The sequence below is a fragment of the Aeromonas sp. 600948 genome (genome assembly GCF_049174875.1).
Lineage (GTDB): Bacteria > Pseudomonadota > Gammaproteobacteria > Enterobacterales > Aeromonadaceae > Aeromonas > Aeromonas veronii_A.
Window position 1 is genome coordinate 233,691 of the sequence record NZ_JAAKTY010000001.1, and the last position, 26,196, is coordinate 259,886.

The following is a 26,196-nucleotide window of genomic DNA, read 5'->3' on the forward strand; positions in this document are numbered from 1 at the left end:
TTGCGTTTCTTGACGGTGGTTTTACCCAGTGGTACAAGTGGAGCCGACTCAAATCTATTGATAATGGACTCATAAATTAGTCGCTGGTTGGTAATACAGTGATTTTAATATTATCTATTGGTTGTGATGACGAGTGGTAGAGCGGAGTTAGATGGAAGGCGTTACTAACACATTAATAGCGCTTTCCATCTAATTACTGTTATGTGAATTATTGGAATCCTACGTAAGAGATTGAAATATGATTTCTGAAGACAACTGGCAAGATCACTATTGGAACTATCTGGCTCGCCTCGAAGTCAGTGCAATCGACCGAAGTTTTGAAGACTTAAAGCCTTGGGATTCTTTAGCTGAAGATTGTATGAACTTAGCTATTAAAGCTCCATTTCTCAAAGGTAAAAACTCAGGTTCAAAATCCATCAAACTTTCTGCTGCATTTTTGAAGCGTACCATGAGTGATTTTAGAGGTGCGTGGTTATTGATTAATTGGGGTTATCCTTACCAAGCTGCATGTGTCGCTGCTTCGCTTTATGAAAATGCACTTGTTGTTAATTGCCTTGTTGAGTGTCAAGACTTGGCTGATGAAGTTCTACTTAACAAGAATGGTGATGTTCCTTGGGGGGCTCAAAAACTTTGCAAAATGGCAGCATACAAAGATTTATACGGGAGCGTTCCGGATGAATTTCCAAATAATGATGAATTTAATACGGCTTGGAAAATGTGTTATCACAACTACAAGCTATTGTGCAAAATGAAGCACCCTACGTTACAACAGGTAGCAGATGAGACAAGGTCTGCCTTGAATCATAAAGGAGAGTTTGCAGTTATCCCATTACCGGACACTCGTAACGAAAGCCTCGCTTTGAAGCATATGTTGATGATTATCTGTATTTCCAAGCTGTTCTCTGCCACCAAATGTTTTGCAAAGGCTGTCGATTGTGCTTCTGATGATCCTGAATATGAGCAATTTTACAGTGAAGCACTAAAAGTGTACTCAAATTTAAAAAGATGTATCGGTGAAAGTAAAATTAAGAATGTTTCGATCAAAGCATATGGGTTTAAATTCACATAACAAACTGTTTAAGAGTGGTGAAATTACATGTCAATATGGCAATAACGTCACGACCGGAGCCAGTTCGAGAGTAAGTGTTTTTGGGGAGGGGCGAAGTGGCAACCTGGGAGGGTTTTGATGAGTTTAATAGAAATATTGTAAAAAGACCGCGAACGTCCGATTACGCTTCGCTAATCGAACCTACAGCCCTTGCTTCCGGAAAATATCGAATGCTGCAAGGCAGCTTATTTTAAACGTGAGGATCGATGAATCAACCCATGGCGCTCACTGATGGTTACACGTTTTGCATCGCAGGCACCGGTACGGAATACCGCTTGTGCGCTCCCTATCTGCTCCCCGAAGCGGTAGACCCAATAGCTATGCTGGCAGTTGCCAATCAGTCCCTCGACCAACATCCCTGTGCTGCATTGTCACGAGCTGCTTCAAGAGCTCGGAGCGCTGCTGCCTTTATGTTGCTATGTGTGGGACGAGCCGCGCAGGCAGAAGCCATTCTCCGAGAGGTGATCTCCGCGCAGATGGTTTCAGAGGACGATGTTGCTCGCGTTAGCTCAGAACTACGCCTGGTGCAGGTTTTGCAGCGGCTCGACCGTTTGGACGAAGCTGTCAGCTTGGCCTCCCAAGTAGTTGAACGGTTGCAACCAAACTCCCTTATGCTGCATTTCGCATTGCATCATCTTGGCAAGGCTCTCGTACAGACCGGCGCCTATGATAACGCTCGCGCCGTGCTCTCAGAGGCGCTCTCTCTACGCCGGGCTCTTGGCAAGAGTGAACTTATTGCATCCACTCAGGAGGCGTTATCGTTGTTGCCCTCAGAAGAACAAGCGGCGCAGCATCCATATGGTCAGACTTGGCATATTGGTCAATCGGGCTAATTTCGTCAGGGCGACTAGCCTTTTCGCGCTGTATTCAGGTCATCACCGCCACAAAAAAATCAGGGAGCCATAGCTCCCTAATCGCGACACACGGGGTGATAAATCAGCCGATGGCGGGTGCCAGTTGCCCGTTGACGGGCTGCAGGCGTCCTTGGTTATGGCGCTGATAGCGCCAGGCCAGCAGTAGCGGCATACCGAGCAGCAGCTGGGCGGCCAGCGGGATCTCCTCTATGGGGGCGGCCAGTGCACCTTCCGGAATAATGCCCCCCTCAATTTCGGCAGCCAGTTTGAGCTCCAGCGCATTGCCAAAGTCGGCAAAGGTGGTGGCATTGATGACAAATGCATCCTGACCGCCCGCCACGTTCTCCACATACCACTCTTGCAGCACCCCATCGGCATAGTCCTGACCTATGGTGATGCCGTTGATGGTATCGATGCCGGAGGCGAGCAGTTGATCCCGCACGGTGGCGGTATCCAGCCCTGCGTTCTGGATCCCGTCACCCGACACATCCATCACCTGGCGGGCGGCGGTGTAGTTGTTGGTATCAAACTGCTGGGCACCAAAGGCCATGGCCGAACCGGGGGCCGTCATCCCCGCATAGGGGCGTACCAGGGCATCCAGGGTGGCGGCGAAGTTGTTGATGGAGGTCATGTCGTAGAGGTGGAACCAGTCGGTCATCACGCTCTGCTGGGTCGAGCCGCTCCACATGATCATCTGCACGGCGATGGAGCCCAGCTTACCGCCGCTGGTGTCGAGGATGGCGCTTTGTACCTCCTGACTGTAAAAGGCGTCCACATAGCCCTGTAACTGCAAATTGAATTCCGATGAACTGACGCTGCCCGACACATCCATCAGCAGTTGCAGTTCGGTATCGACTTCGGTCAAGGCGTATGCGGGGGAGGTTACCAACAACATCCCCAGCAGCCCTGCCAACGGTTTGAGTTTCATTGCTCACTCCTTCTCCCTGGCGCTAGTGCCAGCAGGGGGAATGAATAAAGCGTGCCAGCTTGGCTAATCCTCTGACTTGGCTTGGTCCGGGTGAGGCCGGGCAGGCATGGAACTTGCGAGAACTTGCGACAGAGGTCAAAAGCGCTGATAACCGGCAGGAGTTGCGATGGAGATCCGTCCCTGGCAGTGGGCACCCAACTGGCTGCTACTTGGTTTGGCCAATCAGTGGGGCATGGTGTGGCTCAATATGGGCCACTTCAACCTGCTGGTGGTGTTGCTGATTGCTATCTGGTGGCAAATTGCATCGCGGGTTGCACCGAGCTGGCGTCCGCATCCACTGGCGCTCGCCCTCTTTATCCTGCTGATCCTGATCCCCAGCGCCAGTTGCAAGGCGCTGGCCTGTCTGCTGCTGGTGGCCTCGCTATGGCGCCGTCATCAGAGTGGCGATGAGCGGGCGGTGTTGCAGATTGTGCTCGCCTTTACCGTGGCGGTGTTGTGGGGGCAGCAGGTGTTTGCGTTGCTCTCCGGCCCCGTGCTGGCCCTCGATGCCTGGGGGGTAGGCCAATGGTTGCAACTGCTTGGCTGGGAGACTCGCCTTGATGGCAATCGCATCGAGCGGTTGGGGGGCCATGCGCTGATCGTGCTCAAGGGGTGCTCCTCGTTTTCTCAACTCTATCTGGTGGTGCTCTCCTGGCTGGTCTCCTGCTGCTGGCTGGCGCCGGATCGGCCCCTCTACCGGCAGTGGCCCATGTTGCTGCTGGTTTGCCTGCTCTATATCGGGGCCAATCAGCTGCGGCTGGTGCTGATGAGCCTGGATCTGCGCTGGTATGGCTGGCTGCATACCGGCTCGCTGGCCCAGCTCTACCAGTGGGCCATCATGTTGCTGGTGATGACCATCCTGTTTCTAAGGGGGCGCCGTGATGCGTCTGTCTAAGGGGTATTTGCGGTTGGTGGAGTTATTAGAGCTGGGTGGTCAATATGATGCTGCTGGTGATGACCATCCTGTTTCTAAGGGGGCGCCGTGATGCATCTATCTAGGGGATATCTGTTGCTGTTGCTGGTGGCGCTGCTCAGTGCTGCCGCCATGGGCTGGCGTTATCAGAACCGGGCAGTTAACGAGGGAGCCAAGCCGATGCTGCTGGAGCTGGTCCAGATGGGCTGGCGCTTGCGGGTGGCTACGCCGGTATTGGGTGGCACCTATGTCAGCTATCAGCTGGCCCATCCCCGCTGTGACGGCCTGCTGCAGGCCATGCTGGTGGCGCCGGATAGCGAGGCGATGTCAGTGACGCTGGCGGGTGAAGGGATGAGTCAGGGGGTGATGTTTTTAGGCGAGCTGCACCAGAGCCCGCCGTTGCTCTCGTACCGTCTTACCCAGGGTTGGCGCAAATTGTGGGGGCTGACCCCTTATCCCCTCTATCGGGTGGCCTTGCCGACCTCTTGCCTCGGCCTTATTGCGCCGCCGCTGGGGTGACCGACCCCGATTCACCGTTTGGCAGAATGCGGATCAGCAAGGTATTGGGGGCCAGCATTGGGTCATAGCGGGGCTCCAGTTCAATGGCGCGAGCTCCCAGCAAGCGGGTGAGGGCGGTCAGTCGCACGCTCGCCATCCGCGCACTCTCCAGCATGTCAGTTTGCAGCCCGGGGCCGCTTACCAGCGCAATTCGGGCCGGATCCTTGCGTCCTAAAAACTGATGCAGCAGCTGCTCCTGATCCGCTGGCAGTTGTGTCTCCGCTTGCTGGTACTGCAGTTGCAGCTGGGGCTGTTCGGCCAGTTGCTGTTCCCGCAACTGGTTGAGGATCGGCAGGGTCTCATTGACCGGTTCCTGACGGGCGCAACCGGTGAGGATCAGCAGCGGCAGCATCAGAGGCAACAGGCGGCGCAGGGCGCTGTCTTTGGCTGTGGAGCGGGGAGTCTGGTTGGCCATACGCAGTCACTTCAGGAGGATGAGTTGGCACCAGTTTGCAATGTTTTCAATCCCTTGGCCAGTTGTTCAATCTCGCGGCGCCACTGGATCCAGGCGGCAGAGGGCAGTTGCTCTGCCACCTGCCAGCGGGTCGGCAGCTGATCCCGCAGGCGCTCCAGCAGCAGGGCGGCTTCCACCTGATAGCGGGCCTCCTGCTCCAGCCAGGCGAGCCAGCGCAGATCTTCGATGGCTTGCTGCAACAGCAGCAGATCGTGAGAGAGGCGGTGCGCCTCGCAGGCTTGCGGGCCGAGCAGCATAAAGTCGCTCTCCCGCCCATCGGTGGGGTCATAGGGCAGGGCGGTGGGCATGCGGCCATGCCACTGCAAATAGCCCTCGGCGCCGCTTTGCCACAGATAGAACCCGGCGGCTCTCGGGGTGCCCAGATTGTAAAACCAGGGGGTGACCTTGTGTTGGCGCACCCGGGCCACATCGGCCTTGTCGGCGCCAAAACCTGCGTTGATCAGGGCAATCTCCACCTCTGCCAGCAGACCAACCTGACCTGGATGATTGAAGTGGCCCGCGCGGATCACCGCCGGGTCCCGCCGTTTCATCTCCCGCGCAAAAGTGGTGATGGCGGGCAGGGTGGCAAGATCCGGCTCATCAAACAGGCTCCATGCCAGCGGGGGCAAGCCGCTGGTGGTCAGCCCCTGTTGCCGCGCCTGCCACTGATCAAGCTGGCTGGCAGGGTCTCCCCCCCAGCGTTTGAGCGGGGTATAGGCCAGCAGGGGCGGCACAAAGCCGAGCCCGGCCGCCTCTCCCATGATCTCCCGCATCCCCGCTTCATCCTGTGGCAGGGCGGGCGAGAGGCCACTGATCCCGAGCTTGGCGAGCCGCTGCAGATCGCAGCGACTGGCCGCGGCGATCTGCTCTTTTAGCGCCTCGGGGTTGGGGCTCAGCCAATTCAGATAAGGGGGGGCTTCGACATAGATGCCGACCGGCTTGCTGGCCGCGGGCAGGGTCAGCGGTAGCACCTCGATAGTCAGCGGCAATTGCACCAGTTGCTGTTGGCTGAGCAGCTGAATATTGCCGAGATAGCGACCGGCAGGCGCATCGCGGGGGATGGTGATCTGCAACACCAGACGCCGAGGTACCCCTGCCAGCAGGGTGAGTCCGGCGACCCCCTCGACCAGCTCCTGATCCGAGGGCGCCAGCAGGGTGCCACTCGCCTGCGGGCGAACCAGATGCCACTTGCCGTAATAGGGGGTCAGCGCCAGCGGCGATCCTGCCCGCTCGGGGGGCTGGATCACCAGCAAGGGGGCCGGATCGTCGGTGGCGGCGTGGATGGCAAACTCCAGCAACAGCTGGCCGCCACGGGCGGCCAGCACCGGTTGTGAAGCTTGCTGCAACGCATCGGCCGCAGATAGCGGGGCGATCTGCAGGGTGGGGGCGGCATCCGTAATCGGCGTGAGGCTGAGCTGCTGCGAAGCTGGGGTTGGGGCTGGGGTTGGGGAATAGGGGGCCAGAGTCCACTTTTCCAAAAACAGCTGGCGCTGCTTGGTCAGCACGCTTGCGGTAGCGTCGGCCAATACGGCGAGAGCTTTTCCACTATTCGGGAGAGCCTCTTTGCTGGTGGGGGCCGGATAGGGGGCAAGCAGCAGCCCTGCCAGGTATTTGGCATCCGGTGAGTGGCCCACCAGTGTGATAGTGAGCGGGCCGCCGGGGTGGTTCAGAGTGACATGGACCGGGCCGCCCTGTCGTGCCCCGAACAGCTGCCAGGGATCCGGGTTTGGCAGTGCCTCGCGAGATTGTCCCGCCAGATAGCGCTGCGTTAGCCACTCCTGCGGTTGCCACTGCTCGGCCCAGATGGGCTCGCCATTGACTAGCACGCTGCGCTCGAAGGGGTGGGGCAGGTACTCCCACTCGCCGGGGTCATCGAGCCAGAGGGTGAGCTGGTAGCGCCCTTTGGCCAGGTCCAGTCGCACTCCGTCGAGATTGCGCAGCCCATCGCGCACAAGGGCATCGCCGGAGGGGCGCAAGATGGGGGTGGGATGGCCAATCAGCCGGGGATCCCCCGGGCTCAGGGGCTCAAAGCCGGTAAAGCGGGGCGCAGCCGCCGCCCCCAGATCCAGCGCAATGGTGCCCGCAGGCAGGGTCAGACCGGGTTCCCAGTACCAGCGGTGAATGGTCATTGAGGGGGCGTTATCGGCCATAAAGAGATAGAGCTTGGTGAGTTTGTCCAGCGCCAGCGCTCTGGGCTGGCTGGTGCGCCACTCGCTCAAGGCAAAGCGCTGGGTGAAGGGGCCGGGTGCGACAATCCGCTCCAGATTGACTCGGCTGCGGTAGTTGACCGAGGCGTTATCGTCGATACGCAGGATCAGGGTTTGTGGGCGGGCGCTGGGGTTATAGCCCTCGATCACCAGTTCATCATCGCTGCCTATTGGCCAGTTGTGGGTGCTCAGATCGAGCCGCTGGGGTGTCTGGTTACTGGTTAGGGGCAGCGGGGTCTGCCCCTCCAGCCGAGTAGCGCCCATCGCTGCATTGGCGCAGAGCAGGATAACCAGCCAGAGCCCTCTGCTCATCCGGGCAGCCCCTTCAACCAGTTGTTCAGCTCGGCAGCCTTGTGATCCCAGCTTTGCAGGGCCACCTGCTGTTGGCGCGTGTGGCGCCCTTCGCTGCGGGTGAGCCCCTCCCAGCCACTCTCCTGAAACCAGCCCGGATTGGATTGATCAAAGGCGGCCCGGTTGATGGCCTGGGCCAGGCTCTCCCCATCCTGGGGCAGTTGGATCTGATCCCGATAGCCATCGAGGGCCGGAAAATCGGTGCTGACGATGGGGCGCCCTGCGGCCAGATACTCGCGCAATTTCAATGGATTGCAGGCACGGATCTGGGCGTTGTCGACAAAGGGCAGCAGGCTCACCTGCCAGTGCTGGGCATAGGCCGCCAGCGTGTGATGGGGACGGGGCCCCAGCAGATGGATATTGGGGAGCCCCTTGAGGGGGGAGATATCGGTCTGGACCGGGCCAATCAGCACCAGATCCCAATGGGGCAGGGCGGCGGCCGTCTCTGCCAGCAGTGGGATATCAATCCAGTCGCTCAGGCTGCCGTAAAATCCGGCGATGGGGCGGCCGGAGGGGAGATCCGCTGGCCGCTCTCTGGGGGGCATAAACAGCTCGAGATCCACGCCGTGGCTGAGCAGCCGGGTTTTATGGGGGGGAAAGCGGCTGGCCAGCGCGGGGCTGGCGGCCAGAATGAGATCCGCTTTTTCCACCAGTCGGGCTTCGCAGTGGGCAATGGCTTGATGATCCACCCCCGCCAGCGCCGAGAAGTCATCGCCGCAGTAGTAGATCACCGCCCGCTCTTCGAGCTTGCCAATCAGATCGACGGCGCTGGGCAGGGAGATCCAGAGCAAGGGGCGATCCAGCTCGGGCAACTGGCGCCGGATCTGCGCCGCCAGCCAGTGGCCATTGATCTTGCCCGCCAGACGACTGCCCGGCAGCGGCAAGGCGAGCGGCGGCAGTACCCGGGGGCTGCTGACCTCTGATGGCGCAACCGACTGGCCGCCAGCATGGCGCGCGCTGCGCAGCACGGCCCCCAGTTTGCGGACGATACGAGTGAGATCATGAAGGGTAAAGCGGGGGCAGCGCATGCCGATGGAGTTGACCCAGAGCACTTGATAATCGGGCAACAGACGCTTGATCAGGTGTTGGGTGCTGGAGGGGTGCTGGCCCCAATCCTCGCCCAGCACCACCAGTTGCGGCAGTGAGTGTGGTTTCATGCAAAGGTCTCCGAAGCGTGTGCGGGGTCGCTGTGATCCTGTGGCTGCAAGGGACGCAGTACGGTGGCCGGGACACCCGCTGCCAGCACACCTGCGGGCAGATCCCGGGTGACGACGCTGCCTGCGGCGACAATGGTGCCGGCGCCTATGGTGACACCGGCCATCACCATCACCCCGGTGCCAAGCCAGACATCCTGCTCCAGCACAATGGCCCCCACCTGTTCATCGCGATCCGGCAGGCCCCGGGCGCGATCGCGGGCGTTGATCGGGTGCCCCGGGTAGCCCGCCAGAAAGGCACGCCCTGCAATCCGGACGTTATCCCCCAGCACTATCTTGCTGCCCACCGCCAGGGTGGTTTGCCAGCCAATCCCGACATTGCGGCCAATGACCAGCTTTGGCGTCTGGCTCGATGCCCGGCCGCTGATGGTCATGGCGGCGCTGAGACGGCAGTCGGAACCGATTTCGATGGTGACCGGACCGCTGATATAGGGGATGCCGCCATAGAGATAGAGGCGTGGGGCGGGGGCCGTGAGGCGAGATTGAAACAAGGGGGTCCACCAAAGGGTGCGGGTCAGGGTTGCCAGCGCGTTGCTGCCCAGCAGATAGAGCCGATAAAGCAGCCGATGCAGGGGAGGGATCACGGGGAATGACCAGTGGCGGGCACTTTTGGCCAGTTGCCATACCCGGCGGGCCAGTGGCGTTTCCCCCTGTTTGGCCCAGCTTTTCATCCGGTGCAGGTTGATGGTGTTCATGGCGACCTCTCCCTCTGGTACAGTCCGTTGCTCGCTATGCAGAAAGCAGGGATCGGGCCAACAGGACGGCCCCAGCGAGATCGGGCCAAATGGGGCTAATAGGAGAGTCAGATTGCGCCGGTCGGTGCAATTTGCAGCCAGCGTTGTGCAAAACGCAAATGCCAGTCTCATTCTGGGCTTGTGCAGGCCGGTTAAGCCGCACAGAGGGGCTATCGCTTCAGGGCGGGAGTGAGTGGCGTGGGCTTTGCATTAGCGGTAGCTGACCCGGAGCAGGATGCTTCGGGTGGCTGGGAGGCCCTATGAAACTTGGTGTGAACCAGATTGCCATGCTCTATTACGCCGGCGGCTTGCTCCTGATGAAGGGGATCTCCCTGCTGATGCTGCCGGTGCTGACCCATCAGCTGCTGCCTCGTGAATACGGCCAGCTGGAGGTGCTGTTGACCCTCATCAATCTGGGCTCCCTGATCCTTGGCTTCGGGCTGGTGGATGCCCTCTACCGCTTTGCCGGACTGGCGAAAGATGAGCAGGAGCGCCAGCAGGTGGTGGCCCGCATGTTTGGGCTGGTCTGGCTGATCGCCCTGGCCAGTCTGGTGCTGCTCTGGCTGCTGGCGCCTTTGGTGCAAGCCTGGCTGCCGGTTGAAACCCGCCTTGCGGATGTGCGCTGGGTGCTCTGCGCCCTGCCGTTTGAAGGGGTGATCGGCGTGCCGCTGGCATGGCTGAGGATGCGCAATCAGGCGCGGATCTTTTTCGTGGCGACCGCAGGCAAGGCGGTGATCCAGTCGGTGCTGACCGGCTGGTGGCTCTGGCTCGGCTGGGGCGTGAGCGGGGTGCTGGCCTCCGGCACCCTGACCTGCGTTGCACTGGCGTTGCTGCTGAGCCTCTGGCAGTGGCGAGATAGCGGGATCCGCTTTGACTGGCAGCACTATCGGCCGCTGCTGCGCTATGGATTGCCCCTGGTGGTCAGCGGGCTGGCAGGCTTTGCCCTGAGCGGACTGGATCGCTGGCTGCTGGCCGATGTGGTGGGTGAGGCGCTGCTCGCCTACTACGCGGTGGCGGGCAAGCTGGCGCTGGCAGTGGGACTTCTGCTGCAACCCTTTGCCCTCTGGTGGTATCCCCGCCGTTTCATGCTGCTGCGCGAGCCGGATGGACTGCGGCTCAATGCCCACTACAGCGTGATGGGGTCGGTACTGGGGTTTGTTACCGCGGGGATTGTCGGGCTCACCGCCCCCTTGCTCATTCGCTGGCTGACCCCGGAGAGCTATCACGGGGCGATTGCCTATATTCCGCTGCTGGTGCTGGGTATGGCGGTGCGCAATGTTTCGGACTTGCTCAATGTCGGCTGCTTTAGCGGCGAGAAGAGCAATGCCCAGATGGTGATCAATCTGGGCTGCAGCGCCCTTGGGGTCGCAGGCTTTCTGCTCGCCATCCCCCCCTTCGGGGTCGCCGGGGTGATCTGGACTCTGCTGCTGGTCTATCTGGTGCGGGCGCTCGCCTTTTATCTGGTGAGCCAGCGGTTGCTGCCGCTGCCGTATCGCCTCTCGACCCTCTGGGCCAGTTCGCTCGGGGCGCTGGCGATGGTCTGGCTCGGCCAATGGTGGGCAGGATCATGGCTCGTCTAACGCCGGCCATCTGGGCAAGCACCATCTGTCTGGTGCTGGCTCTGCTCTGGTGGCGGTTGCCCCATCCCTTGCTGCTGCCGGTGCTCGGCCTTGCCATTCCCGCCATCTGGTTTGCCCTGCGCTGGCCCTTCTTGATGGTGCTGGGGTTTGTCACCTTCTCCTTTTTTCGGCTGCATGAGGTGTTCCCCCAGCTCTATCCCCTCAAGATCCCGCTGCTCTTCTCGCTGGCCGCCATCGGCGCGCTGGTCTGGCACATTTTGCTGACCGGCCGGATCAAGCCCTACTGGAGCCCAGCCCTGAGCTGGCTGACGGCCTTCTTTGTGATGGTCTCCATCGGTGTGCTGTTTGCCAGCAACCGGGGCGAGGCGATCGCCACCTGGACGGCCAGCTACAGCAAGATCTATCTGATGACCCTGGCGACCGCCTGGCTGGTGCGCACCCCGGGGGATTTTGCGCTGGCGGTGCGCACCTTCGTGGTAGCGGGCTGTCTGGTGGCGCTGGTGGCCCTCTACAACAAGGCGAGCGGGATCGGGCTGGTGGAAGGGACCCGGGTGACCATTGGGCGCGAGCTGGGCTCTGTGCTGGGGGATCCCAACGATCTGGCGCTGGTGCTGCTCTTTCCTGCCGGCTTTTCGCTGAGCTTACTGCTCAATCAGGGCAATGGGGTGGGGGGGCGTTTACTGGGGGGGCTCGGCTTTGCGCTGACTGCGGCCGCCATTATCGCCACCCAGAGCCGGGGTGGTTTGCTGGGTATCTGCGCCGTTGGTGGCCTGTTTGCCTGGCAGCGGGTGAAGTCGAAAACCCTGTTGATCTCGATGGGGATGGTCGCGCTGGTGGTGCTGTTTGCCGCCGCAGGGATCAGTGACCGGGCATCTGGCGGCGCCGCCGAGAGCGGGGTCGATGCCTCGGCCATGGGGCGGATCTACGCCTGGCAAGCGGCCTGGGGCATGGCGCTGGGCCATCCGCTGGTGGGGGTGGGCTTGTCCAATTTTTATTACAACTACTTCTTCTACAGCCCCCATTGGGATGGACTCAATCATGCGGTGCACTCCACCTGGTTCGGGGTGCTGGCTGAAACCGGCTTTGTCGGGTTGGCGCTGTTTATCGGCATGGTGACGGTGACCCTGCGCAGTGGCTGGCGTTGCCAGCTTGCTGGCATGCCTCCTGCAGTGATCACGGCGATGCAGGGGGTGATGGCCAGCATGGTGGGGTTTGTGATTTCGGGATCCTTCCTGACCCAGGGCTTTACCTGGCCCATCTATCTGGAATTGGCGCTGGCCGTCGCCGCCATCAAGTACGTACAGCAGGCGGCCACAGAGGTGAAGGCCACCGCTGAGGATCATCAGGAGGCAACCCGGTTGCCGGCAGTGCCACCCAAGGGAGCAAGAGGATGAACGCAACCCCTGTTTTGCTGGTTCACTACGGAGAGGACTGGATCCGCGGCAGCGAACGCTGCCTGCTGGATCTGCTGGCCCACCTCGATCGCAGCCGGTTTACGCCGTTGCTCTGGTGCAATAGTCCGATGCTGGCGGCAGAGGCGGCCACCCTCGAGGTAGAAACCATGGTCGAGCCGTTCAGCCTGCTGCTGGGATGGCAGGCGCCACGTTTTGATCTTGCGGCCCATCGGCGCCTCTCCCGGCGAGCCAGAGAGCTCATCACCGAGCGGCAGATTGGGCTGGTGCACGCCAACAGCGCGGCCCCTTGTCAGTGGCTGGCGGTGGTCTGTCGGGCGTTGCAGGTGCCGCTGGTGTGCCACCTCCATGCCCGTTACCAGCCAAGAGACAGATTCAGCCTGCGGGTTCATCAGGCAAGTGTGCTGATCGGGGTGAGCGAGCCGGTGTTGACCGGTTGGCGCCAGGATGGCTGCGCGGCCGAGCGGTTGATCCGGGTACCCAACGGGGTGGATACCGCTCGCCTGAATGGCGGTGCTCACTGGCCGGTCGTCGGCATGCTGGGCTTGCCCCCGGGGGATATGATCATCGCAACCGTCGGCTCCCTGATCAAACGCAAGGGGATTGATCTGCTGATCCGCTCGCTGGCTGCCCTGATGGCATCGGGGGAGGAGGCCCAGTTGCTGATCATTGGCAGCGGTCCGGAGCGGGAAGCATTGATGGCGTTGGCTGTCGAGCTCGGGGTGGCTGAGCGGGTCCACTTTTTGGGCGAGCGGCCGGACAGTGCCGCTATCTTGCGGGGCGGGGTGGATCTGCTGGTCTCCGGAGCCCGTGAGGAGGTGTTTGGTCTGACGTTGGCGGAGGCGGGCATGTTGGGGCTCCCGGTCAGTGCCTATCGGGTGGGTGGCATCCCCGAAGTAGTGGAGGAGGGGGTGACCGGCTTGTTGGCAACCCCGGGGGATTGGGCCGAGATGGCTGATCACTGGCGGCAATTGAGCAATCCGCAACGCCGATGTGAAATGGGGCGGGCCGCTCAGCTGCGTGCCGCACAGTTGTTCACGGTGGCGCGCTATGTCGACGGGGTCACGGCGGTGTGGGACGCCGCGTTGGCTGGTCGTTGGCACGCCACGGCCCCCACACCCTTCCGACCACTCATTCACTGGGCGGGGCAACGACTCCTTGCCAGAGGGCGCAATATGCTGGCAAGTGGGATGGCCAAGGTGGCGCAAAAAGTGCAGCTGGGGTTTGGCCGCCGCAAGGTGCCAGAGTAAGGGAGCAGCAAGATGAGCATGCAAACTGAGCCGGTGTTCGGAAAGATCATCGTCGTGGATCCCATCCCGTTTCGCGGTGGCTCCAAGGTTGCGACCGAAGTGCTGCTCGATGAGTTGGCCAAACGGATGCCCGGGCTCACATGCCATGTGTTGACCCAGGATCCCGACTCCTGGTCCCGTTGTCAGCATCATCCTCTTTGGCTGCCCCACATATTGAAGGGGCGGGAGTCCGGCATCGGCTATCTGCTCAAACAGGGGTGGCAGACCCTGCTGATCCTCTGGCTGGTGTTTCGTCTGGGGGAGGTGAAGTGCCTGGTGGCGGCGTCCGGGCCGGGGGTGGATCTCTGCTGTTACTGGGCTACCCGCTGGTTGCGGTGCCGGGTGGTTCAGCTGATCCATGGCCCTGTGGGGTGCTCGGGCCTCTCTGCCAGGGCCTTGCAACGGGCGAGTTTTGTGTTTTATCTCGAATCAACCCGCTGCTCCCTGGCGGCGTTGCTGGCCCGGCTTGGCGAGACCGAGTTCCCGTCACACTGGCAGCCATTTACCAATGGTTTGAGCGAGATTGATTGGCCCAAAGCGACTCTGGGGGGGCCTCGTATTTTGTGGGCGGCCTCGTTGCTGCGCTGGAAGGGGCTGGAGACCATGCTGGCCGCCCATCAACTGATCCCTGACGCTCGCCCCGAGCTGATGGTGTGCTATCTGCAGCCCAAGGGCACGCTGCAACCCTGCAGCCAGCCTCAGCCACAACTGCCAGACACGCACTGGTATGCCAACCCCGCAAATCTTGACGAGATCCGATCTCAATGCGGCATTTTTGTCTCCACCAGCCATCAGGAACCCTTTGGTCTCTCCATTCTGGAGGCCATGGCGGCGGGATTATGCGTAGTGATCCCGGCCGATGGCGCCTGGTGGGATCGACACCTCACCGATGACGTGAATTGCTGCAAATATCAGCCAAACGATCCCGGCGATCTGGCGCGGGTGCTGGCCAGCCTCAATGCCATGCCCGACGTGGTCAAGCGACTTGGCCATCATGCCCGCCTGCATGCCATGGTCCATTACAACGCGGCGGATACCTATCAAAGCACACTGGATCAGTGGGAAGGTATGTTGCGATGGGATGCGTTGAGCCTTGCCGTGAGTGGTTAGCGCTTGCTTGGCCAGCAGGCGTGGCGGTTGCCGGTGCCACTGCTCAACTGAAGGTCCACGGATTTTTCTTGGTTGGCCCGTTTATCCCTCTCTCATTATTGCTGACTATTACTGAACGAGAACAATTATCATCGTTGCTGATGAAGAGGGATATTTACGCTTTGGTTAATTAGTCAAGGTGACGTTAAGGTAAATAGTATGAGTGTGAGCGGTAACATCTGTAACCTGATAAACGAGTTCGCCGCCAATTAAATATTATCACTTTGTTGCAGATGGTCTGCTGATGAACTGTTTATCTTACCGTAAAATTGAATGTGAATTCATGATGATGCGTAAACATATCCACCGTCGCGATATTTTACTCGTCTCGACATCGGATGATAAAGCGTATCTGGATACCCTCCGATATGAATACATCATATGCATCTTCTTACTGCTCAGGTTCAACAGACGGGGATGCAACCAGGGGCGCTGCCGCTAGTGCTTTCCGGCAGAGTCCATCTGCGCGAATTTACGGGAAATGCTGCCATGAAGGCCCTGGCAGCAAGGGTTGAGCGGGTCTCTTGTTCCTGCCATGATTTGGTGTTGCAAACCGTGCTGAGTCAGATATAAAGCCAGTAAAATATGCAATTCAGTGAGTAAAGGTATATTTGATTGAACATTTATTGTCGGGTATCAATATTGTGAAATAAGCGGCATGGCACAGTCATTCCGCATGTTAATTTAACTGGGAACAAAAGGGTATTTGGTCCGGTGATTAATTATTTGCTGTCCAATTAAGTTCATAAAATTTATTTTCTCGCCAAATATCTCTTTGGGGGTAATTAATTCTGTTTGTGATGTGGCTCGCTATGTAAATAGGGGGAAGCCGGTCGAAGTTGATAGAGATCAATACTGTGATGTGGGTGAGTCCTTAGCATTTCTCCTATTAAGCATTTACCAAACAAGTGCTCACTACGGGAATAACTAGAATGGTCGAGGATAATTTTTTATCGGCTCATGGGATTAATCGCCGTGATTTTATGAAATTGTGTGCCGGGATGGCCGCAACCCTGGGATTAAGTCAGCATGCCGTCGCCAAGATGGCCACTGCGCTCACCAGCCCCGAACGGCCGCCGGTGATCTGGATTGGGGCGCAGGAGTGCACTGGTTGTACCGAATCGCTGCTGCGCGCCACGCACCCCACCATCGAAAACCTGATCCTCAATACCATTTCGCTGGAGTACCACGAGGTACTCTCGGCGGCCTTTGGTCATCAGGCGGAAGAGAACAAGCACAACGCCATCAAGCGCTATAAAGGCAAGTATGTGCTGGTGGTGGATGGCTCCATTCCGCTCAAAGATGGCGGCGTCTACTGCATGGTGGCCGGTGAGCCCATCGTCGACCATATTCGCCGTGCCGCCAGTGATGCCGCTGCCGTCATCGCCATCGGCTCCTGCGCCGCCTGGGGCGGTGTGCCTGCCAGCGGCGGAAACCCGACCGGTGCCGTCAGTCTGGAAGAGGCGCTGGGCAATATCGGCACTCCCATCATCAATATCCCGGGCTGCCCGCCCAATCCCCACAACTTCCTCACCACGGTTGCCTACTACATCACCTACGGCAAGCTGCCGGCGCTGGATAGCAAGAAGCGCCCGTTGTTTGCCTATGAGCGGCTGATCCACGAGAACTGCGAGCGTCGTCCGCACTTCGACGCAGGGCGTTTTGCCAAGGAGTTTGGCGATGAGGGCCACCGGCAGGGCTGGTGTCTCTACCATCTGGGCTGCAAGGGGCCGGAGACCTATGGCAACTGCTCGACTCTGGAGTTCTGCGATGTGGGCGGCGGCATCTGGCCGGTCGGGATCGGTCACCCCTGTTATGGCTGCAACGAGCAAGGGGTCGGTTTTAGCAAGGGGATCTTCCAGCTTGCCAAGGTAGAGAACCCGACTCCGAGGGTGGATAAACCCGATGTGAAAATTCAGGAGGGGGGCTATACCTCGCCCACCGCGACCGGCCTTATCGGTGGCGCCCTCGGGGTGCTGGTAGGGGTGAGTCTGATGACGGTGCGTGAACTCGGTCGCCAGCAGAAACGCTACGAAGCCGGGCAGTCCCCATCACGGGAGGAGTAACCGTGAACAGACGCAACTTCCTCAAATTTGCCTCCGTCGGCGCGCTGGCGGCGGGCACCACCGTCTCCGGCAGCGCATTGGCGGCGGCCGAGAACAAGCCGCCCATTCCCGGCGCGCTCGGCATGTTGTATGACTCCACCCTCTGCGTCGGCTGTCAGGCCTGTGTGGCGGAGTGTCAGCGCCTCAACGGCAACCCGGCCAATCCAGCCGGGGCGCAAACCTGGTCCAACAACGACAAGCTGACCCCCTACACCAACAACATCATTCAGGTGTGGAAAAGCGGCACTGGCGAGCACAAGGATCAGCTGGTGGATGGCTATGCCTACATCAAGAAGCAGTGCATGCACTGCGTCGATCCCAACTGCGTCTCTGTCTGTCCGGTGCAGGCTCTTAAAAAAGATCCCAAGACCGGCATCGTTCACTACGACCCGAGCGTCTGCACCGGTTGCCGCTACTGCATGGTGGGTTGCCCGTTCGATGTACCCAAATATGACTATGACAATCCGCTGGGGGCGATCCACAAGTGCGAGCTCTGCAACCAGAAGGGGCTTGAGCGAATTGATCAGGGCAAGTTGCCCGGCTGTGTCGAGGTGTGCCCCACCGGCGCCGTCATCTTCGGCACCCGCGAGGAGCTGATGGCCGAGGCCAAGCGCCGGCTGCTGGCGACTCCGGGCAGTGAATATGCCTATCCGCGCCAGACCCTCAAGGCCAACGACCCCTACCTGCACGAAGTGCCCAATTACCAGCCCTACGTCTATGGCGAGAAGGAGGGGGGCGGCACCCAGGTGCTGGTGCTGGCCGGGGTGCCCTATACCAAGCTCGACATGCCCGACTTGCCGGAGCTCTCCTCCGGTGCCCGCTCCGAGCATATCCAGCACACCCTCTACAAGGGGATGGTGCTGCCCATGGTGGTGCTGACCGGCCTTTCGGTGCTTATCCGTCGCAACACCAAGAATGGTCACGATCACCATCATGATGATGGCCATGATCAGGGGAGTGCGCAGATCAAGGGTCAGGGCACCACAAAGGGAGGCAAGGATCATGAGTAATCACAAGGCGTATCCCCTCGGCGGCAAGCTGGTCAGCTGGCCTGTGCTGGTGCTGGCGCCGTTCGTCATCCTGTGCGGCATGTTGATCCTCAAACGTCTCATCTTCGGATTGGGCTCGGTCACCGACTTGAATGGCGGTTATCCCTGGGGTTTGTGGATTTCGTTCGATCTCTTGATCGGTACCGGTTTCGCCTGCGGTGGCTGGGCGCTGGCCTGGGCTGTCTATGTGTTCAACCGGGGTGAGTATCACCCGCTGGTGCGACCGGCCCTGTTGGCGAGCCTGTTTGGCTACTCGCTCGGTGGTCTCTCCATCACCATCGACGTGGGGCGTTACTGGAACCTGCCGTACTTCTACCTGCCCGGTCACTTCAACACCTCATCGGTGCTGTTCGAGACGGCGGTCTGCATGACCATCTATATCGGGGTGATGGCGCTGGAGTTTGCGCCCGTGCTGCTGGAGAAGTTCGGCTGGAAGGCGTCACTCATTCGCCTCAACAAGATCATGTTCTTCGTGCTGGCGCTGGGGGCTCTGCTGCCCACCATGCACCAATCCTCCATGGGCTCCTTGATGATCGTCGCGGGGGAGAAGATCCATCCGCTCTGGCAAAGCTACGAGCTGCTGCCGGTCTTTTCGCTGCTGACCGCCTTCATCATGGGTTTTTCCATCGTGGTATTTGAGGGCTCTTTGGTGCAGGCGGGACTGGCGGGGCGGGGCCCCAACGAGAAGTCGCTCTTCTACAAACTGACCCAGGTGATCGATATCTTCCTGATCCTGTTTGTGGCGCTGCGCTTTGCCGAGATCGTCATCCACGACAAGTCGGAGTATCTCTCCGAGTTCAATCGCTTCTCCATCATGTTCTGGAGCGAGATTGCGCTGATGATCTTCCCGCTGCTGGTGTTCCACTGGGACAAGAGCCGCCGGGATTCGCGCATGTTGTTCCTGGGGGCCCTCAGCATGCTGCTGGGCGCCGCCCTCTGGCGGCTGGATTACTCCCTGCTCGCCTTCAACCCCGGCAATGGCTACCACTACTTCCCCTCTGCGGAGGAGGTGCTGATCTCTCTGGGCTTTGTTGCCATCGAGGTGTGTGCCTATTTGCTGTTGATCCGGCTCTTGCCGGTACTGCCATCACTTGAACGTGTTCACCAAGATTATCAGGCCCGAGGGAAAGCCAACGTATGAGCCAACGTATCACCATAGACCCCATCACCCGCATTGAGGGGCACCTGCGTATCGACTGCGAAATCGAAGGCGGAAAAGTGACCAAAGCCTGGTCGTCCGGCACCATGTGGCGCGGGATGGAGGAGATCGTCAAGGGCAACGACCCGCGCGATGCCTGGATGATAGTGCAGCGCATCTGCGGGGTATGTACCTCCATTCACGCCATCGCCTCGGTGCGGGCTGTGGAGAACGCCATCGGCGCCAAGGTGCCGGTCAACGCCCAGTTTATCCGCAACCTCATCATCGCGGCCCACAACATCCACGATCACATCGTCCACTTCTACCAGCTCTCCGCGCTGGACTGGGTGGATATCACCGCGGCCCTTGAGGCCAATCCGCAAAAAGCGGCGGACATGCTCAAGGGGGTATCAACCTGGTCCCTCAACAGTGCCGACGAGCTGACCAAGGTGCAGGACAAGATCCGCGCGTTGGTGGCGAGCGGCCAGCTCGGCATCTTTGCCAACGGTTACTGGGGTCACAAGGAGATGAAGCTGAGCCCGGAGGTAAACCTCATCGCCGTGGCCCACTACCTGCAGGCGCTGGAGTGCCAGCGCGATGCCAACCGCATTGTCGCCATCCTCGGTGGCAAGAGCCCGCACATCCAGAATCTGGCGGTGGGCGGCGTGGCCAACCCCATCAATCTGGATGCGCCTAGCGTGCTCAACCTGGAGCGCTTGCTCTACGTGAAGAGCTTTATCGACCGGCTTGGCGAGTTTATCGAGCAGGTCTACAAGGTGGATGCCGCCATCATCGCCGCCCACTACCCCGAGTGGCTGAACCTGGGGCAGGGGGCCAAGCACTACCTGAGCGTGCCGGAGCTCCCCACCGACGCCAACGGCGGCAGCTTCCTGATGCCGGGCGGCTATATCGAGAATGGCAATCTGGCAGGTTATCGCCCCATCGAGAGTCATCAGGATGCTTGGCTGATGGATGGCATCGCCGAGAGTAACAAGCACGCCTGGTACAAGGATGACGAGCCCCTCAAGCCGTGGGAGGGCAAGACCGAGCCTAATTACACCGGCTGGCAGGATGACGGCAAATACTCCTGGGTCAAATCCCCCACCTTCTACGGCAAGGTGGTGGAGGTGGGGCCGCTTGCAGACTTGCTGGTGAAGCTCGCCGCCAAGCACCCGGAGACAGTGGCGCATTTCGATCAGCTGAACGGCATCTACAAGGCGCTCACCGGCTCGGCCATCAAGACTGAACAGCTGCACTCCACCATGGGCCGCATCATCGGCCGCGCGGTGCGCTGCTGTGTGCTCAAAGATACCCTAGCGCACCAGTGGAAGGCGCTGGTGGACAACATCGGCAAGGGGGACACCACCGCCTACATCAAGGCGGAGATCCCGGCGGATAAAGAGTTTCGTGGGGTAGGCTTTGAAGAGGCGCCGCGTGGCATGCTCTCCCACTGGATCGTCATCAAGGGCGGCAAGATCGAGAACTATCAGGCGGTGGTGCCATCGACCTGGAACTCGGGCCCGCGCAACTTCAACGATGAACCCGGCCCCTACGAGCAATCTCTGGTAGGCACCCCGGTAGCCGATCCGGCCAAGCCGCTGGAAGTAGTGCGTACCGTCCACTCGTTCGACCCCTGCATGTCCTGCGCTGTGCATGTGGTGGATACCCAAAATGGTGAAACGACTCAGGTGAAGGTGCTGTGATGAACACCCTGATCCTGGGCGTGGGCAACCTGCTCTTGAGTGACGAGGCCGTCGGCGTGCGCATCGTTGAGGGGTTGGGGCGCAACTACCGTTTCGCCCCCGGCATCGAGCTGCTCGACGGCGGTACCGCCGGTATGGAGCTGCTCGAAGCGATGGCCAGTCGCGATCACATCATTCTGGCGGATGCGGTGCGCAGCGGTAATCCGCCGGGCACCGTCGTGACTCTGAAGGATGAGGAGATCCCGACCCTGTTTGGCCGCAAGATCTCCCCGCACCAGCTGGGGCTGGCGGATGTGCTCTCGGCGCTGCACATGACGGGGGAGTCGCCGAAGCGGCTCACCCTGATCGGGGTTGAGCCCGAATCCCTCGAGCCCCGCATCGGCCTCACCCCCGTGGTGGCGGCTGCCATGGGGGAGGCGACGGATCGGATTTTGACCCTGCTGGCCAGTGTCGATGCGCCCGCCATTGCGCTCTCTGAGCAGGAGAAAGCTGAACAAGAGCAGGAGGGCCTATGGCGCAGTCCCATTTAAGCGAGCTTGATGCTGTGCAGGAATGCGTGCAGGAGTTTTCGGGTTTTGTTAGTAATCCCGCGCCCCTGCTGGTAGCTCAGTACGAGCGGATCGCTCGGGAGGAGATGCAGGCGTTGCCTTTCTATCACCCGGACATGCCTATAGTGGCGGAGTGCACGTTGTTTGAAGGTCAGTGGCTCGGCTGCGTGCTCACCCCCTGGATGTTGAGCGTGGTGGTGCTGCCGGGGCCGGATCAGCTTTGGCCGGTTCGCAGCAGCAGCGATCGACTCGCCCTGCAACTCCCCTGCGGCAACATGACCTTTATGGTGGGTGAATTGCCCGAAAGTGGTCAGCTGTTGTCCTGTTCCCTGATGTCGCCGCTCGATCCCCATCTCGGGGCCGGGGAGGGGCGAGCACTGGTGAGCAGCACCCTCAAGATGCTGCTCTCCTTGCCGGTGCAGCAAGGGGCTGGCGGTGTGGATCTGGGCCGCAGACGGCTATTCGGTGCCCGGCGTGGTCAACCGGCATAGTCGCTAGGTTTCACGCGAAATCAAGTTTAGAATAGGGGGCCATTTTGGCCCCTCACTCCCATGTTCAGACACGCATTCCGCCTCTTTTTTGAGTGATGATCCGTGAGTGGTACAAAACAAGAAGGATCCCCATGACTGTTCCACGCAATTCTCTTCGCTATTACTGTGGCACCAGTGCTGCCGCCCTGTTGACTCTGCTGCTGGGCACCGCCTCTCACGCGGCGCTGGCCGCTGCCCAACCTGTGCCTGCCGAGCTCAAGCTCGCCATCGGAGCCGAACCCACCGAAGGGTTTGACCCTCTGCTCGGCTGGAGCCACGGCAGCTACCTGCTGCTGCACAGTCCGCTGCTCAAGCAGAATGCCGATCTCAGCTGGCAGAATGTGCTCACCCAGGCGGTGACCCCGAGCAAGGATGGCAAAGGGTGGCTCATTACCCTCAAGCCTGACCTGAAATTCTCCAACGGCGCGCCGCTCACCGCCGAGGATGTGGCCTTTACCTACAACAGCGCGGCCAAGGGTGGCGGCAAGATCGACATGGGCAACTTTGTCTCGGCCAAGGTGCTCTCGCCCACCGAGGTTGCCATCACCTTGAGTGCCCCCCAGAGCACCTTCGTCAACGTGCTGGGATCCTTGGGCATAGTGTCGAAGAAGGATTACGACGCAAAAGCATATGCCCAAAAGCCGGTCGGTGCCGGCCCTTACCGGCTGGTGAGCTTCCTGCCCGGTCAACAGCTGGTGGTGGAGGCGAACCCCTATTACGCCGGCGGCAACAACGACTTCAAACGGCTGGTCTTTGTCTTTATCGATGAAGAGAGCGCCTATGCCGCCGCCCAGAGTAGCCAGCTCGATGTGGTGCGCATCGCCCCGTCACTGGCGCCAACCGTGTCTGCTTCCCTCAAGCTCTGGGTGCGGCCGAGCGTGGAGAACCGTGGCATCGTCTTCCCTATTCCGCCTGCGGGTGGCAAGGATGCCAAGGGTTATCCCATCGGCAACGACGTGACCTCGGATGTAGCGGTGCGCCGCGCCATCAACTACGCCATTGACCGCAAGTTGCTGGCCGACCAGCTGCTGGAGGGGCACGCCATCCCCGCCTACAGCGCGGTAGAAGGCCTGCCCTGGCTAAACAAAGCCACCGCCTTCAAGGATGGCGATGCTGCCCACGCCAATGCCCTGCTAGACGAGGCGGGCTGGAAAATGGGCAGTGACGGCGTTCGCCACAAGGGCGACCTGCGCGCCGCCTTTACCCTCTGGTACACCAGTGGCGACAGCACCCGCCGGGATTTGGCGGAAGCGGTGCGCGCCATGCTCAAACCCATTGGCCTTGAGGTGAGCCTCAAGTCCGGCAGCTGGGCGCAGGTGGAGCGGGAGATGCACGCCAATCCGGTGCTGATGGGGTGGGGGAGTCTGGATCCCATGGAGCTCTATCACCACTACCAGAGTGGCTCGGGCGGCGTTGAGTTCTACAACCCGGGCTACTACAGCAACCCTGTGGTGGATGGCCACCTCAAGCAGGCGCTGGATGCCCCCGATTGGCAGGCGGCGCTGCCCTTCTGGCAGCAGGTGGAGTGGGATGGCAAGACAGGCGCCGGAGTGCAGGGGGATGCCGCCTGGGCCTGGCTGCTCAATGTGCAGCACACCTATCTCGCCAACCGTTGCATCGATCTTGGCAAGGGGGCGCCGGAAATCCACGGTAGCTGGTCACTCCTCAACAACCTGCAGGATTGGCGGTGGACGTGCCGTTAAGTTCGCCCTTGAGTCATTCAGGTTATCTGTTGCTAAAAGCCCTGCTGCGTCTGGCAGGGCTGTTATGTCTGGTCTCGGTCGCCACCTTTGTGCTGCTGAGTTACTCCCCCATCGACCCCATCAAGGCCTATATCGGCAACGATCTGCTCCATGTGCCGCCGGAGCAGTACGCCCGCATCGCCGCTCGCTGGGGGCTGGATCAGCCGCTCTGGCTGCGTTACTGGCACTGGTTTACCCAGGTGCTGCGGGGGGATCTCGGTTACTCCATGCTTTATAACGCACCGGTGGGTGAGGTCATAGGCCAGCGCTTTGCTGCCTCCTTCCTGCTGCTGGCGGGCGCCTGGCTGCTCTCCGGCTTTTTTGGCATTCTGCTGGGGCTCTGCGCCGGTCGCTATCTCAACCGCTGGCCTGATCGTCTTATTTGCCGTTTTGCCTACCTGCTAGCCTCCCTGCCCACCTTCTGGGTCGGCCTGTTGCTGCTCGCCCTGTTTGCGGTGCACTGGCCACTACTGCCAGTCTGCTGCGCCTGGACGCCGGGTCTCTCCGCCGATGAGGTGGACTGGGCCATGCGATTGCGCCATCTGTTGCTGCCGGTGACCACGCTCGCCCTGCTCGGGCTGGGCAATATTGCCCTGCATACCCGGGCGCGGGTGGCCGAGGTGCTGGAGAGTGACTTTATCCGCTACGCCCGCGCTCAGGGGGATGGCGGCTGGCCCATGCTGCGTTTTCATGTGCTGCGCCACGCCCTGACCCCGGCGCTCTGCCTGCAGTTTGCCTCGCTCGGTGAACTGATTGGCGGATCGCTCTTGGCCGAGAAGGTCTTCTCCTATCCGGGGCTCGGCCAGGCCACCGTGGATGCGGGGCTCAGGGGCGATATCCCCCTGCTGATGGGAATCGTGCTCTTCTGCACCCTGCTGGTCTTTATTGGCAATACGGTGGCCAGTTTGCTGCTGGCCCGCATCAATCGGGGCTGGGAGGGCGAGCATGCTGTTTAATCCGCTTCCCTCCATACTGCGGCTGGTTTTTGCCCTGCTCGGATTGGCGCTGCTGGCCACTTACGGCTGGAGCCTCTCTCATCAGGATGTGCCGATGGATCTGCTGGCGCGCCAGCAGCCTCCCTCGCTGACCCACTGGTTCGGCACCGATCAGATGGGGCGGGATCTCTGGTTGCGGGCCTTTCAGGGCACCCTCACCAGTCTGGAGCTTGGCATAAGCACGGCTCTCTGCAGTGGCCTGCTGGCCATGGTGGCGGCAAGCGTGTCGCTCATTCACCCCAGATGTGATGCGGCGGTACGAATGGTGATCGACGCCATGCTGGCGTTGCCCCATATGCTGCTCTTGATCCTTATCTGCTTTACCGTGGGCGGCGGCATGCGCGGGGTGATCCTGGCGGTGGCGCTCACCCACTGGCCCAAGCTGGCGCTCATTCTCTGTGCAGAAGCGCGGCGGATCGCCCGCAGCGACTATGTGGTGCTGGCCCGTTGTCAGGGGATGGGGGCGCTGCGTCGGTGGCGCACCCACCTGCTACCGGGCCTGTTGCCCCAGTGGTTTATCGGCACCCTGCTGATGTTTCCCCATGCGGTGCTACACAGCGCGGCCTTGAGCTTTCTCGGCTTTGGTCTGGCGGCCCACGAGGCTTCCCTTGGCCTGTTGCTGGCCGATGCCTTGCGTTATCTGGCCGGTGGCGGCTGGTGGTTGGCCCTCTTCCCCGGTCTGATGTTGTTGCTGCTGGTGTTGCTGTTTGATCAGGCTACCCGCGCCTTGCAACAGCTGTTGTGGCACAGGAGTGAACCATGCTGAGTTTTGACCATGTGACCATAGAGGCGGCCCACTACTCCTGGCTGGGGCGGCGTAGCTGGCAGCCTTTGCTGACCGATATCAGCCTGCAACTGGCGCCAGGGGAGATAGTGGCGCTGGTGGGGGGGAGCGGCGAGGGCAAGAGCCTGCTGCTGCAAAGCGCTCTGACATTGCTGCCGGACAATCTGCGGATGCGCGGCAGCATCTCTCTCGATGGTACTCCTCTGTGCGATGCCAGCCGGGCCCGTCTACGCGGTCACACTCTCTGCTATGTGCCACAGGGAGTAAGCGCCCTCAATCCATTGCTGACGGTGGAGCGCCAGCTGGGCCGTGCGGCACGTCTCTGCGGCCAGAGCTGTTCTCGCGAGCGGCTCGGTGAGCAGCTGCTGCGCTACCAGCTGCCCGCTGCCACTCTGGACCGCTATCCGCGCCAGCTCTCCGGTGGCATGGCCAAGCGCATTCTGGCCTGCACTGCGGCGCTCGGCGGTGCTCGCTACATTCTGGCGGACGAGATCACCGCCTGGCTCGACGAGGGGCTGGCCTGTCTGCTGCTCGGCCAGTTGCGTGAATTGGCCAATCGGGGCAGCGGTATCCTCTGGGTGACCCACGATCTGGCGCTGGCGGCTCGCTTTGCCGATCGCATTGTGGCGCTGCATCAGGGGCAGGTGAGCGATACCTTGAGCTGCCACCATCTGCGCCAGGGGCTGGGGAGCGAGATGCTCCGTGCCCACTGGCAGGCGCTGCCGGAGTTCAATGCGCTCTTTGCTGCTACGTCGGAGATCTCCTGATGATTGAGTTGCAGGAATGGATCGTCTGTCTGGTTGCGGGTGTTC

Annotated in this window: 23 protein-coding genes; 18 read left to right on the forward strand and 5 right to left on the reverse strand. The window is 60.6% G+C overall.

Annotation, left to right across the window (positions count from 1 at the left end; genetic code table 11):
* Positions 1 to 238: 238 nt before the first annotated feature.
* Positions 239 to 1,069 (forward strand): hypothetical protein, encoded by an 831-nt coding sequence (locus G5182_RS00955; protein ID WP_421254089.1) that lies wholly within the window; start codon positions 239 to 241, stop codon positions 1,067 to 1,069.
* Between the two features lie 245 nt (positions 1,070 to 1,314).
* The gene (locus G5182_RS00960; protein WP_421254090.1) at positions 1,315 to 1,941 is read left to right on the forward strand and encodes a hypothetical protein; all 627 of its coding nucleotides are present in this window, start codon (positions 1,315 to 1,317) and stop codon (positions 1,939 to 1,941) included.
* 103 nt (positions 1,942 to 2,044) lie between these two features.
* Here the strand turns inward: G5182_RS00960 and G5182_RS00965 are convergent, their stop codons facing one another.
* Complete coding sequence (locus G5182_RS00965; RefSeq protein ID WP_421254091.1) at positions 2,045 to 2,890, reverse strand: DUF1194 domain-containing protein; 846 nt, start codon at positions 2,888 to 2,890, stop codon at positions 2,045 to 2,047.
* 166 nt (positions 2,891 to 3,056) lie between these two features.
* Here G5182_RS00965 and G5182_RS00970 point away from each other — a divergent pair, with 166 nt between their 5' ends.
* Positions 3,057 to 3,824, forward strand: a complete 768-nt coding sequence (locus tag G5182_RS00970; RefSeq protein WP_206901772.1) for a hypothetical protein — start codon at positions 3,057 to 3,059, stop codon at positions 3,822 to 3,824.
* A 90-nt stretch (positions 3,825 to 3,914) separates the two neighbouring features.
* Positions 3,915 to 4,361, forward strand: a complete 447-nt coding sequence (locus tag G5182_RS00975) for a hypothetical protein (RefSeq protein ID WP_236768154.1) — start codon at positions 3,915 to 3,917, stop codon at positions 4,359 to 4,361.
* Here G5182_RS00975 and G5182_RS00980 read toward each other — a convergent pair.
* From G5182_RS00980 to G5182_RS00995, 4 genes are read right to left on the reverse strand one after another with little or no spacing between them, the layout of a single operon-like run.
* A complete protein-coding gene (locus G5182_RS00980; RefSeq protein ID WP_421254092.1) occupies positions 4,339 to 4,815 on the reverse strand; it encodes a hypothetical protein in 477 nt (158 codons plus the stop codon). The genes G5182_RS00975 and G5182_RS00980 overlap by 23 nt on opposite strands.
* Positions 4,816 to 4,826: 11 nt before the next feature.
* Positions 4,827 to 7,373 (reverse strand): hypothetical protein, encoded by a 2,547-nt coding sequence (locus G5182_RS00985; RefSeq protein ID WP_421254093.1) that lies wholly within the window; start codon positions 7,371 to 7,373, stop codon positions 4,827 to 4,829.
* Positions 7,370 to 8,569: a glycosyltransferase gene (locus G5182_RS00990; protein ID WP_421254094.1), complete on the reverse strand. Its 1,200-nt coding sequence runs from the start codon at positions 8,567 to 8,569 to the stop codon at positions 7,370 to 7,372. The genes G5182_RS00985 and G5182_RS00990 overlap by 4 nt, the downstream gene beginning before the upstream one ends.
* A complete protein-coding gene (locus G5182_RS00995) occupies positions 8,566 to 9,321 on the reverse strand; it encodes an acyltransferase (RefSeq protein ID WP_421254095.1) in 756 nt (251 codons plus the stop codon). The genes G5182_RS00990 and G5182_RS00995 overlap by 4 nt, the downstream gene beginning before the upstream one ends.
* Before the next feature lie 299 nt (positions 9,322 to 9,620).
* On the opposite strand from G5182_RS00995, the gene G5182_RS01000 reads away from it, so the two are divergent.
* The 14 genes from G5182_RS01000 to G5182_RS01065 all read left to right on the forward strand — a co-directional run bounded on the left by G5182_RS01000 (position 9,621) and on the right by G5182_RS01065 (position 26,151).
* Positions 9,621 to 10,940, forward strand: a complete 1,320-nt coding sequence (locus G5182_RS01000; protein WP_337072156.1) for a lipopolysaccharide biosynthesis protein — start codon at positions 9,621 to 9,623, stop codon at positions 10,938 to 10,940.
* Complete coding sequence (locus G5182_RS01005) at positions 10,928 to 12,334, forward strand: O-antigen ligase family protein (protein WP_421254096.1); 1,407 nt, start codon at positions 10,928 to 10,930, stop codon at positions 12,332 to 12,334. The genes G5182_RS01000 and G5182_RS01005 overlap by 13 nt, the downstream gene beginning before the upstream one ends.
* A complete protein-coding gene (locus G5182_RS01010) occupies positions 12,331 to 13,602 on the forward strand; it encodes a glycosyltransferase family 4 protein (RefSeq protein WP_421254097.1) in 1,272 nt (423 codons plus the stop codon). The genes G5182_RS01005 and G5182_RS01010 overlap by 4 nt, the downstream gene beginning before the upstream one ends.
* A 12-nt stretch (positions 13,603 to 13,614) precedes the next feature.
* The gene (locus G5182_RS01015) at positions 13,615 to 14,751 is read left to right on the forward strand and encodes a glycosyltransferase family 4 protein (RefSeq protein ID WP_421254098.1); all 1,137 of its coding nucleotides are present in this window, start codon (positions 13,615 to 13,617) and stop codon (positions 14,749 to 14,751) included.
* Between the two features lie 971 nt (positions 14,752 to 15,722).
* The gene (gene hybO / locus G5182_RS01020; RefSeq protein ID WP_421254099.1) at positions 15,723 to 16,856 is read left to right on the forward strand and encodes a hydrogenase 2 small subunit; all 1,134 of its coding nucleotides are present in this window, start codon (positions 15,723 to 15,725) and stop codon (positions 16,854 to 16,856) included.
* Between the two features lie 2 nt (positions 16,857 to 16,858).
* Positions 16,859 to 17,905, forward strand: coding sequence for a hydrogenase 2 operon protein HybA (gene hybA, locus G5182_RS01025; RefSeq protein WP_421254100.1), 1,047 nt, complete (start codon positions 16,859 to 16,861; stop codon positions 17,903 to 17,905).
* Entirely contained in the window at positions 17,898 to 19,085 is a 1,188-nt protein-coding gene (gene hybB / locus G5182_RS01030; RefSeq protein WP_421254101.1) for a Ni/Fe-hydrogenase cytochrome b subunit, read from the forward strand. Before hybA ends, hybB begins: the two co-directional genes overlap by 8 nt.
* Positions 19,082 to 20,785 carry a hydrogenase 2 large subunit gene (hybC, locus tag G5182_RS01035; RefSeq protein WP_421254102.1) on the forward strand — a complete coding sequence of 568 codons (1,704 nt, stop codon included), beginning with the start codon at positions 19,082 to 19,084 and terminating at the stop codon, positions 20,783 to 20,785. The genes hybB and hybC overlap by 4 nt, the downstream gene beginning before the upstream one ends.
* Complete coding sequence (locus G5182_RS01040; RefSeq protein ID WP_421254103.1) at positions 20,785 to 21,315, forward strand: HyaD/HybD family hydrogenase maturation endopeptidase; 531 nt, start codon at positions 20,785 to 20,787, stop codon at positions 21,313 to 21,315. Before hybC ends, G5182_RS01040 begins: the two co-directional genes overlap by 1 nt.
* Positions 21,297 to 21,824, forward strand: coding sequence for a hydrogenase-2 assembly chaperone (gene hybE, locus G5182_RS01045; RefSeq protein ID WP_421254104.1), 528 nt, complete (start codon positions 21,297 to 21,299; stop codon positions 21,822 to 21,824). The genes G5182_RS01040 and hybE overlap by 19 nt, the downstream gene beginning before the upstream one ends.
* Before the next feature lie 131 nt (positions 21,825 to 21,955).
* Entirely contained in the window at positions 21,956 to 23,566 is a 1,611-nt protein-coding gene (locus G5182_RS01050; RefSeq protein WP_421254105.1) for an ABC transporter substrate-binding protein, read from the forward strand.
* Positions 23,551 to 24,561, forward strand: coding sequence for an ABC transporter permease (locus G5182_RS01055; RefSeq protein WP_421254106.1), 1,011 nt, complete (start codon positions 23,551 to 23,553; stop codon positions 24,559 to 24,561). Before G5182_RS01050 ends, G5182_RS01055 begins: the two co-directional genes overlap by 16 nt.
* Positions 24,551 to 25,366 carry an ABC transporter permease gene (locus G5182_RS01060; protein ID WP_421208423.1) on the forward strand — a complete coding sequence of 272 codons (816 nt, stop codon included), beginning with the start codon at positions 24,551 to 24,553 and terminating at the stop codon, positions 25,364 to 25,366. The genes G5182_RS01055 and G5182_RS01060 overlap by 11 nt, the downstream gene beginning before the upstream one ends.
* Entirely contained in the window at positions 25,360 to 26,151 is a 792-nt protein-coding gene (locus G5182_RS01065) for an ATP-binding cassette domain-containing protein (protein WP_421254107.1), read from the forward strand. Before G5182_RS01060 ends, G5182_RS01065 begins: the two co-directional genes overlap by 7 nt.
* Positions 26,152 to 26,196: the final 45 nt, after the last annotated feature.

Bases quoted from the DNA above. Each gene is read 5' to 3' on its own strand.
- G5182_RS01065 (WP_421254107.1), top strand. From the start codon at position 25,360: ATGCTGAGTTTTGACCATGTGACCATAGAGGCGGCCCACTACTCCTGG.
- G5182_RS00965 (WP_421254091.1), bottom strand. From the start codon at position 2,890: ATGAAACTCAAACCGTTGGCAGGGCTGCTGGGGATGTTGTTGGTAACC.
- G5182_RS00960 (WP_421254090.1), top strand. From the start codon at position 1,315: ATGAATCAACCCATGGCGCTCACTGATGGTTACACGTTTTGCATCGCA.
- G5182_RS00980 (WP_421254092.1), bottom strand. From the start codon at position 4,815: ATGGCCAACCAGACTCCCCGCTCCACAGCCAAAGACAGCGCCCTGCGC.
- G5182_RS00955 (WP_421254089.1), top strand. From the start codon at position 239: ATGATTTCTGAAGACAACTGGCAAGATCACTATTGGAACTATCTGGCT.
- G5182_RS01060 (WP_421208423.1), top strand. From the start codon at position 24,551: ATGCTGTTTAATCCGCTTCCCTCCATACTGCGGCTGGTTTTTGCCCTG.
- G5182_RS00990 (WP_421254094.1), bottom strand. From the start codon at position 8,569: ATGAAACCACACTCACTGCCGCAACTGGTGGTGCTGGGCGAGGATTGG.
- G5182_RS01010 (WP_421254097.1), top strand. From the start codon at position 12,331: ATGAACGCAACCCCTGTTTTGCTGGTTCACTACGGAGAGGACTGGATC.
- G5182_RS01050 (WP_421254105.1), top strand. From the start codon at position 21,956: ATGACTGTTCCACGCAATTCTCTTCGCTATTACTGTGGCACCAGTGCT.
- hybE (WP_421254104.1), top strand. From the start codon at position 21,297: ATGGCGCAGTCCCATTTAAGCGAGCTTGATGCTGTGCAGGAATGCGTG.
- G5182_RS01005 (WP_421254096.1), top strand. From the start codon at position 10,928: ATGGCTCGTCTAACGCCGGCCATCTGGGCAAGCACCATCTGTCTGGTG.
- hybO (WP_421254099.1), top strand. From the start codon at position 15,723: ATGGTCGAGGATAATTTTTTATCGGCTCATGGGATTAATCGCCGTGAT.
- hybB (WP_421254101.1), top strand. From the start codon at position 17,898: ATGAGTAATCACAAGGCGTATCCCCTCGGCGGCAAGCTGGTCAGCTGG.
- G5182_RS01040 (WP_421254103.1), top strand. From the start codon at position 20,785: ATGAACACCCTGATCCTGGGCGTGGGCAACCTGCTCTTGAGTGACGAG.
- G5182_RS01015 (WP_421254098.1), top strand. From the start codon at position 13,615: ATGAGCATGCAAACTGAGCCGGTGTTCGGAAAGATCATCGTCGTGGAT.
- G5182_RS00995 (WP_421254095.1), bottom strand. From the start codon at position 9,321: ATGAACACCATCAACCTGCACCGGATGAAAAGCTGGGCCAAACAGGGG.
- G5182_RS00985 (WP_421254093.1), bottom strand. From the start codon at position 7,373: ATGAGCAGAGGGCTCTGGCTGGTTATCCTGCTCTGCGCCAATGCAGCG.
- hybC (WP_421254102.1), top strand. From the start codon at position 19,082: ATGAGCCAACGTATCACCATAGACCCCATCACCCGCATTGAGGGGCAC.
- G5182_RS00970 (WP_206901772.1), top strand. From the start codon at position 3,057: ATGGAGATCCGTCCCTGGCAGTGGGCACCCAACTGGCTGCTACTTGGT.
- G5182_RS01000 (WP_337072156.1), top strand. From the start codon at position 9,621: ATGAAACTTGGTGTGAACCAGATTGCCATGCTCTATTACGCCGGCGGC.
- G5182_RS00975 (WP_236768154.1), top strand. From the start codon at position 3,915: ATGCATCTATCTAGGGGATATCTGTTGCTGTTGCTGGTGGCGCTGCTC.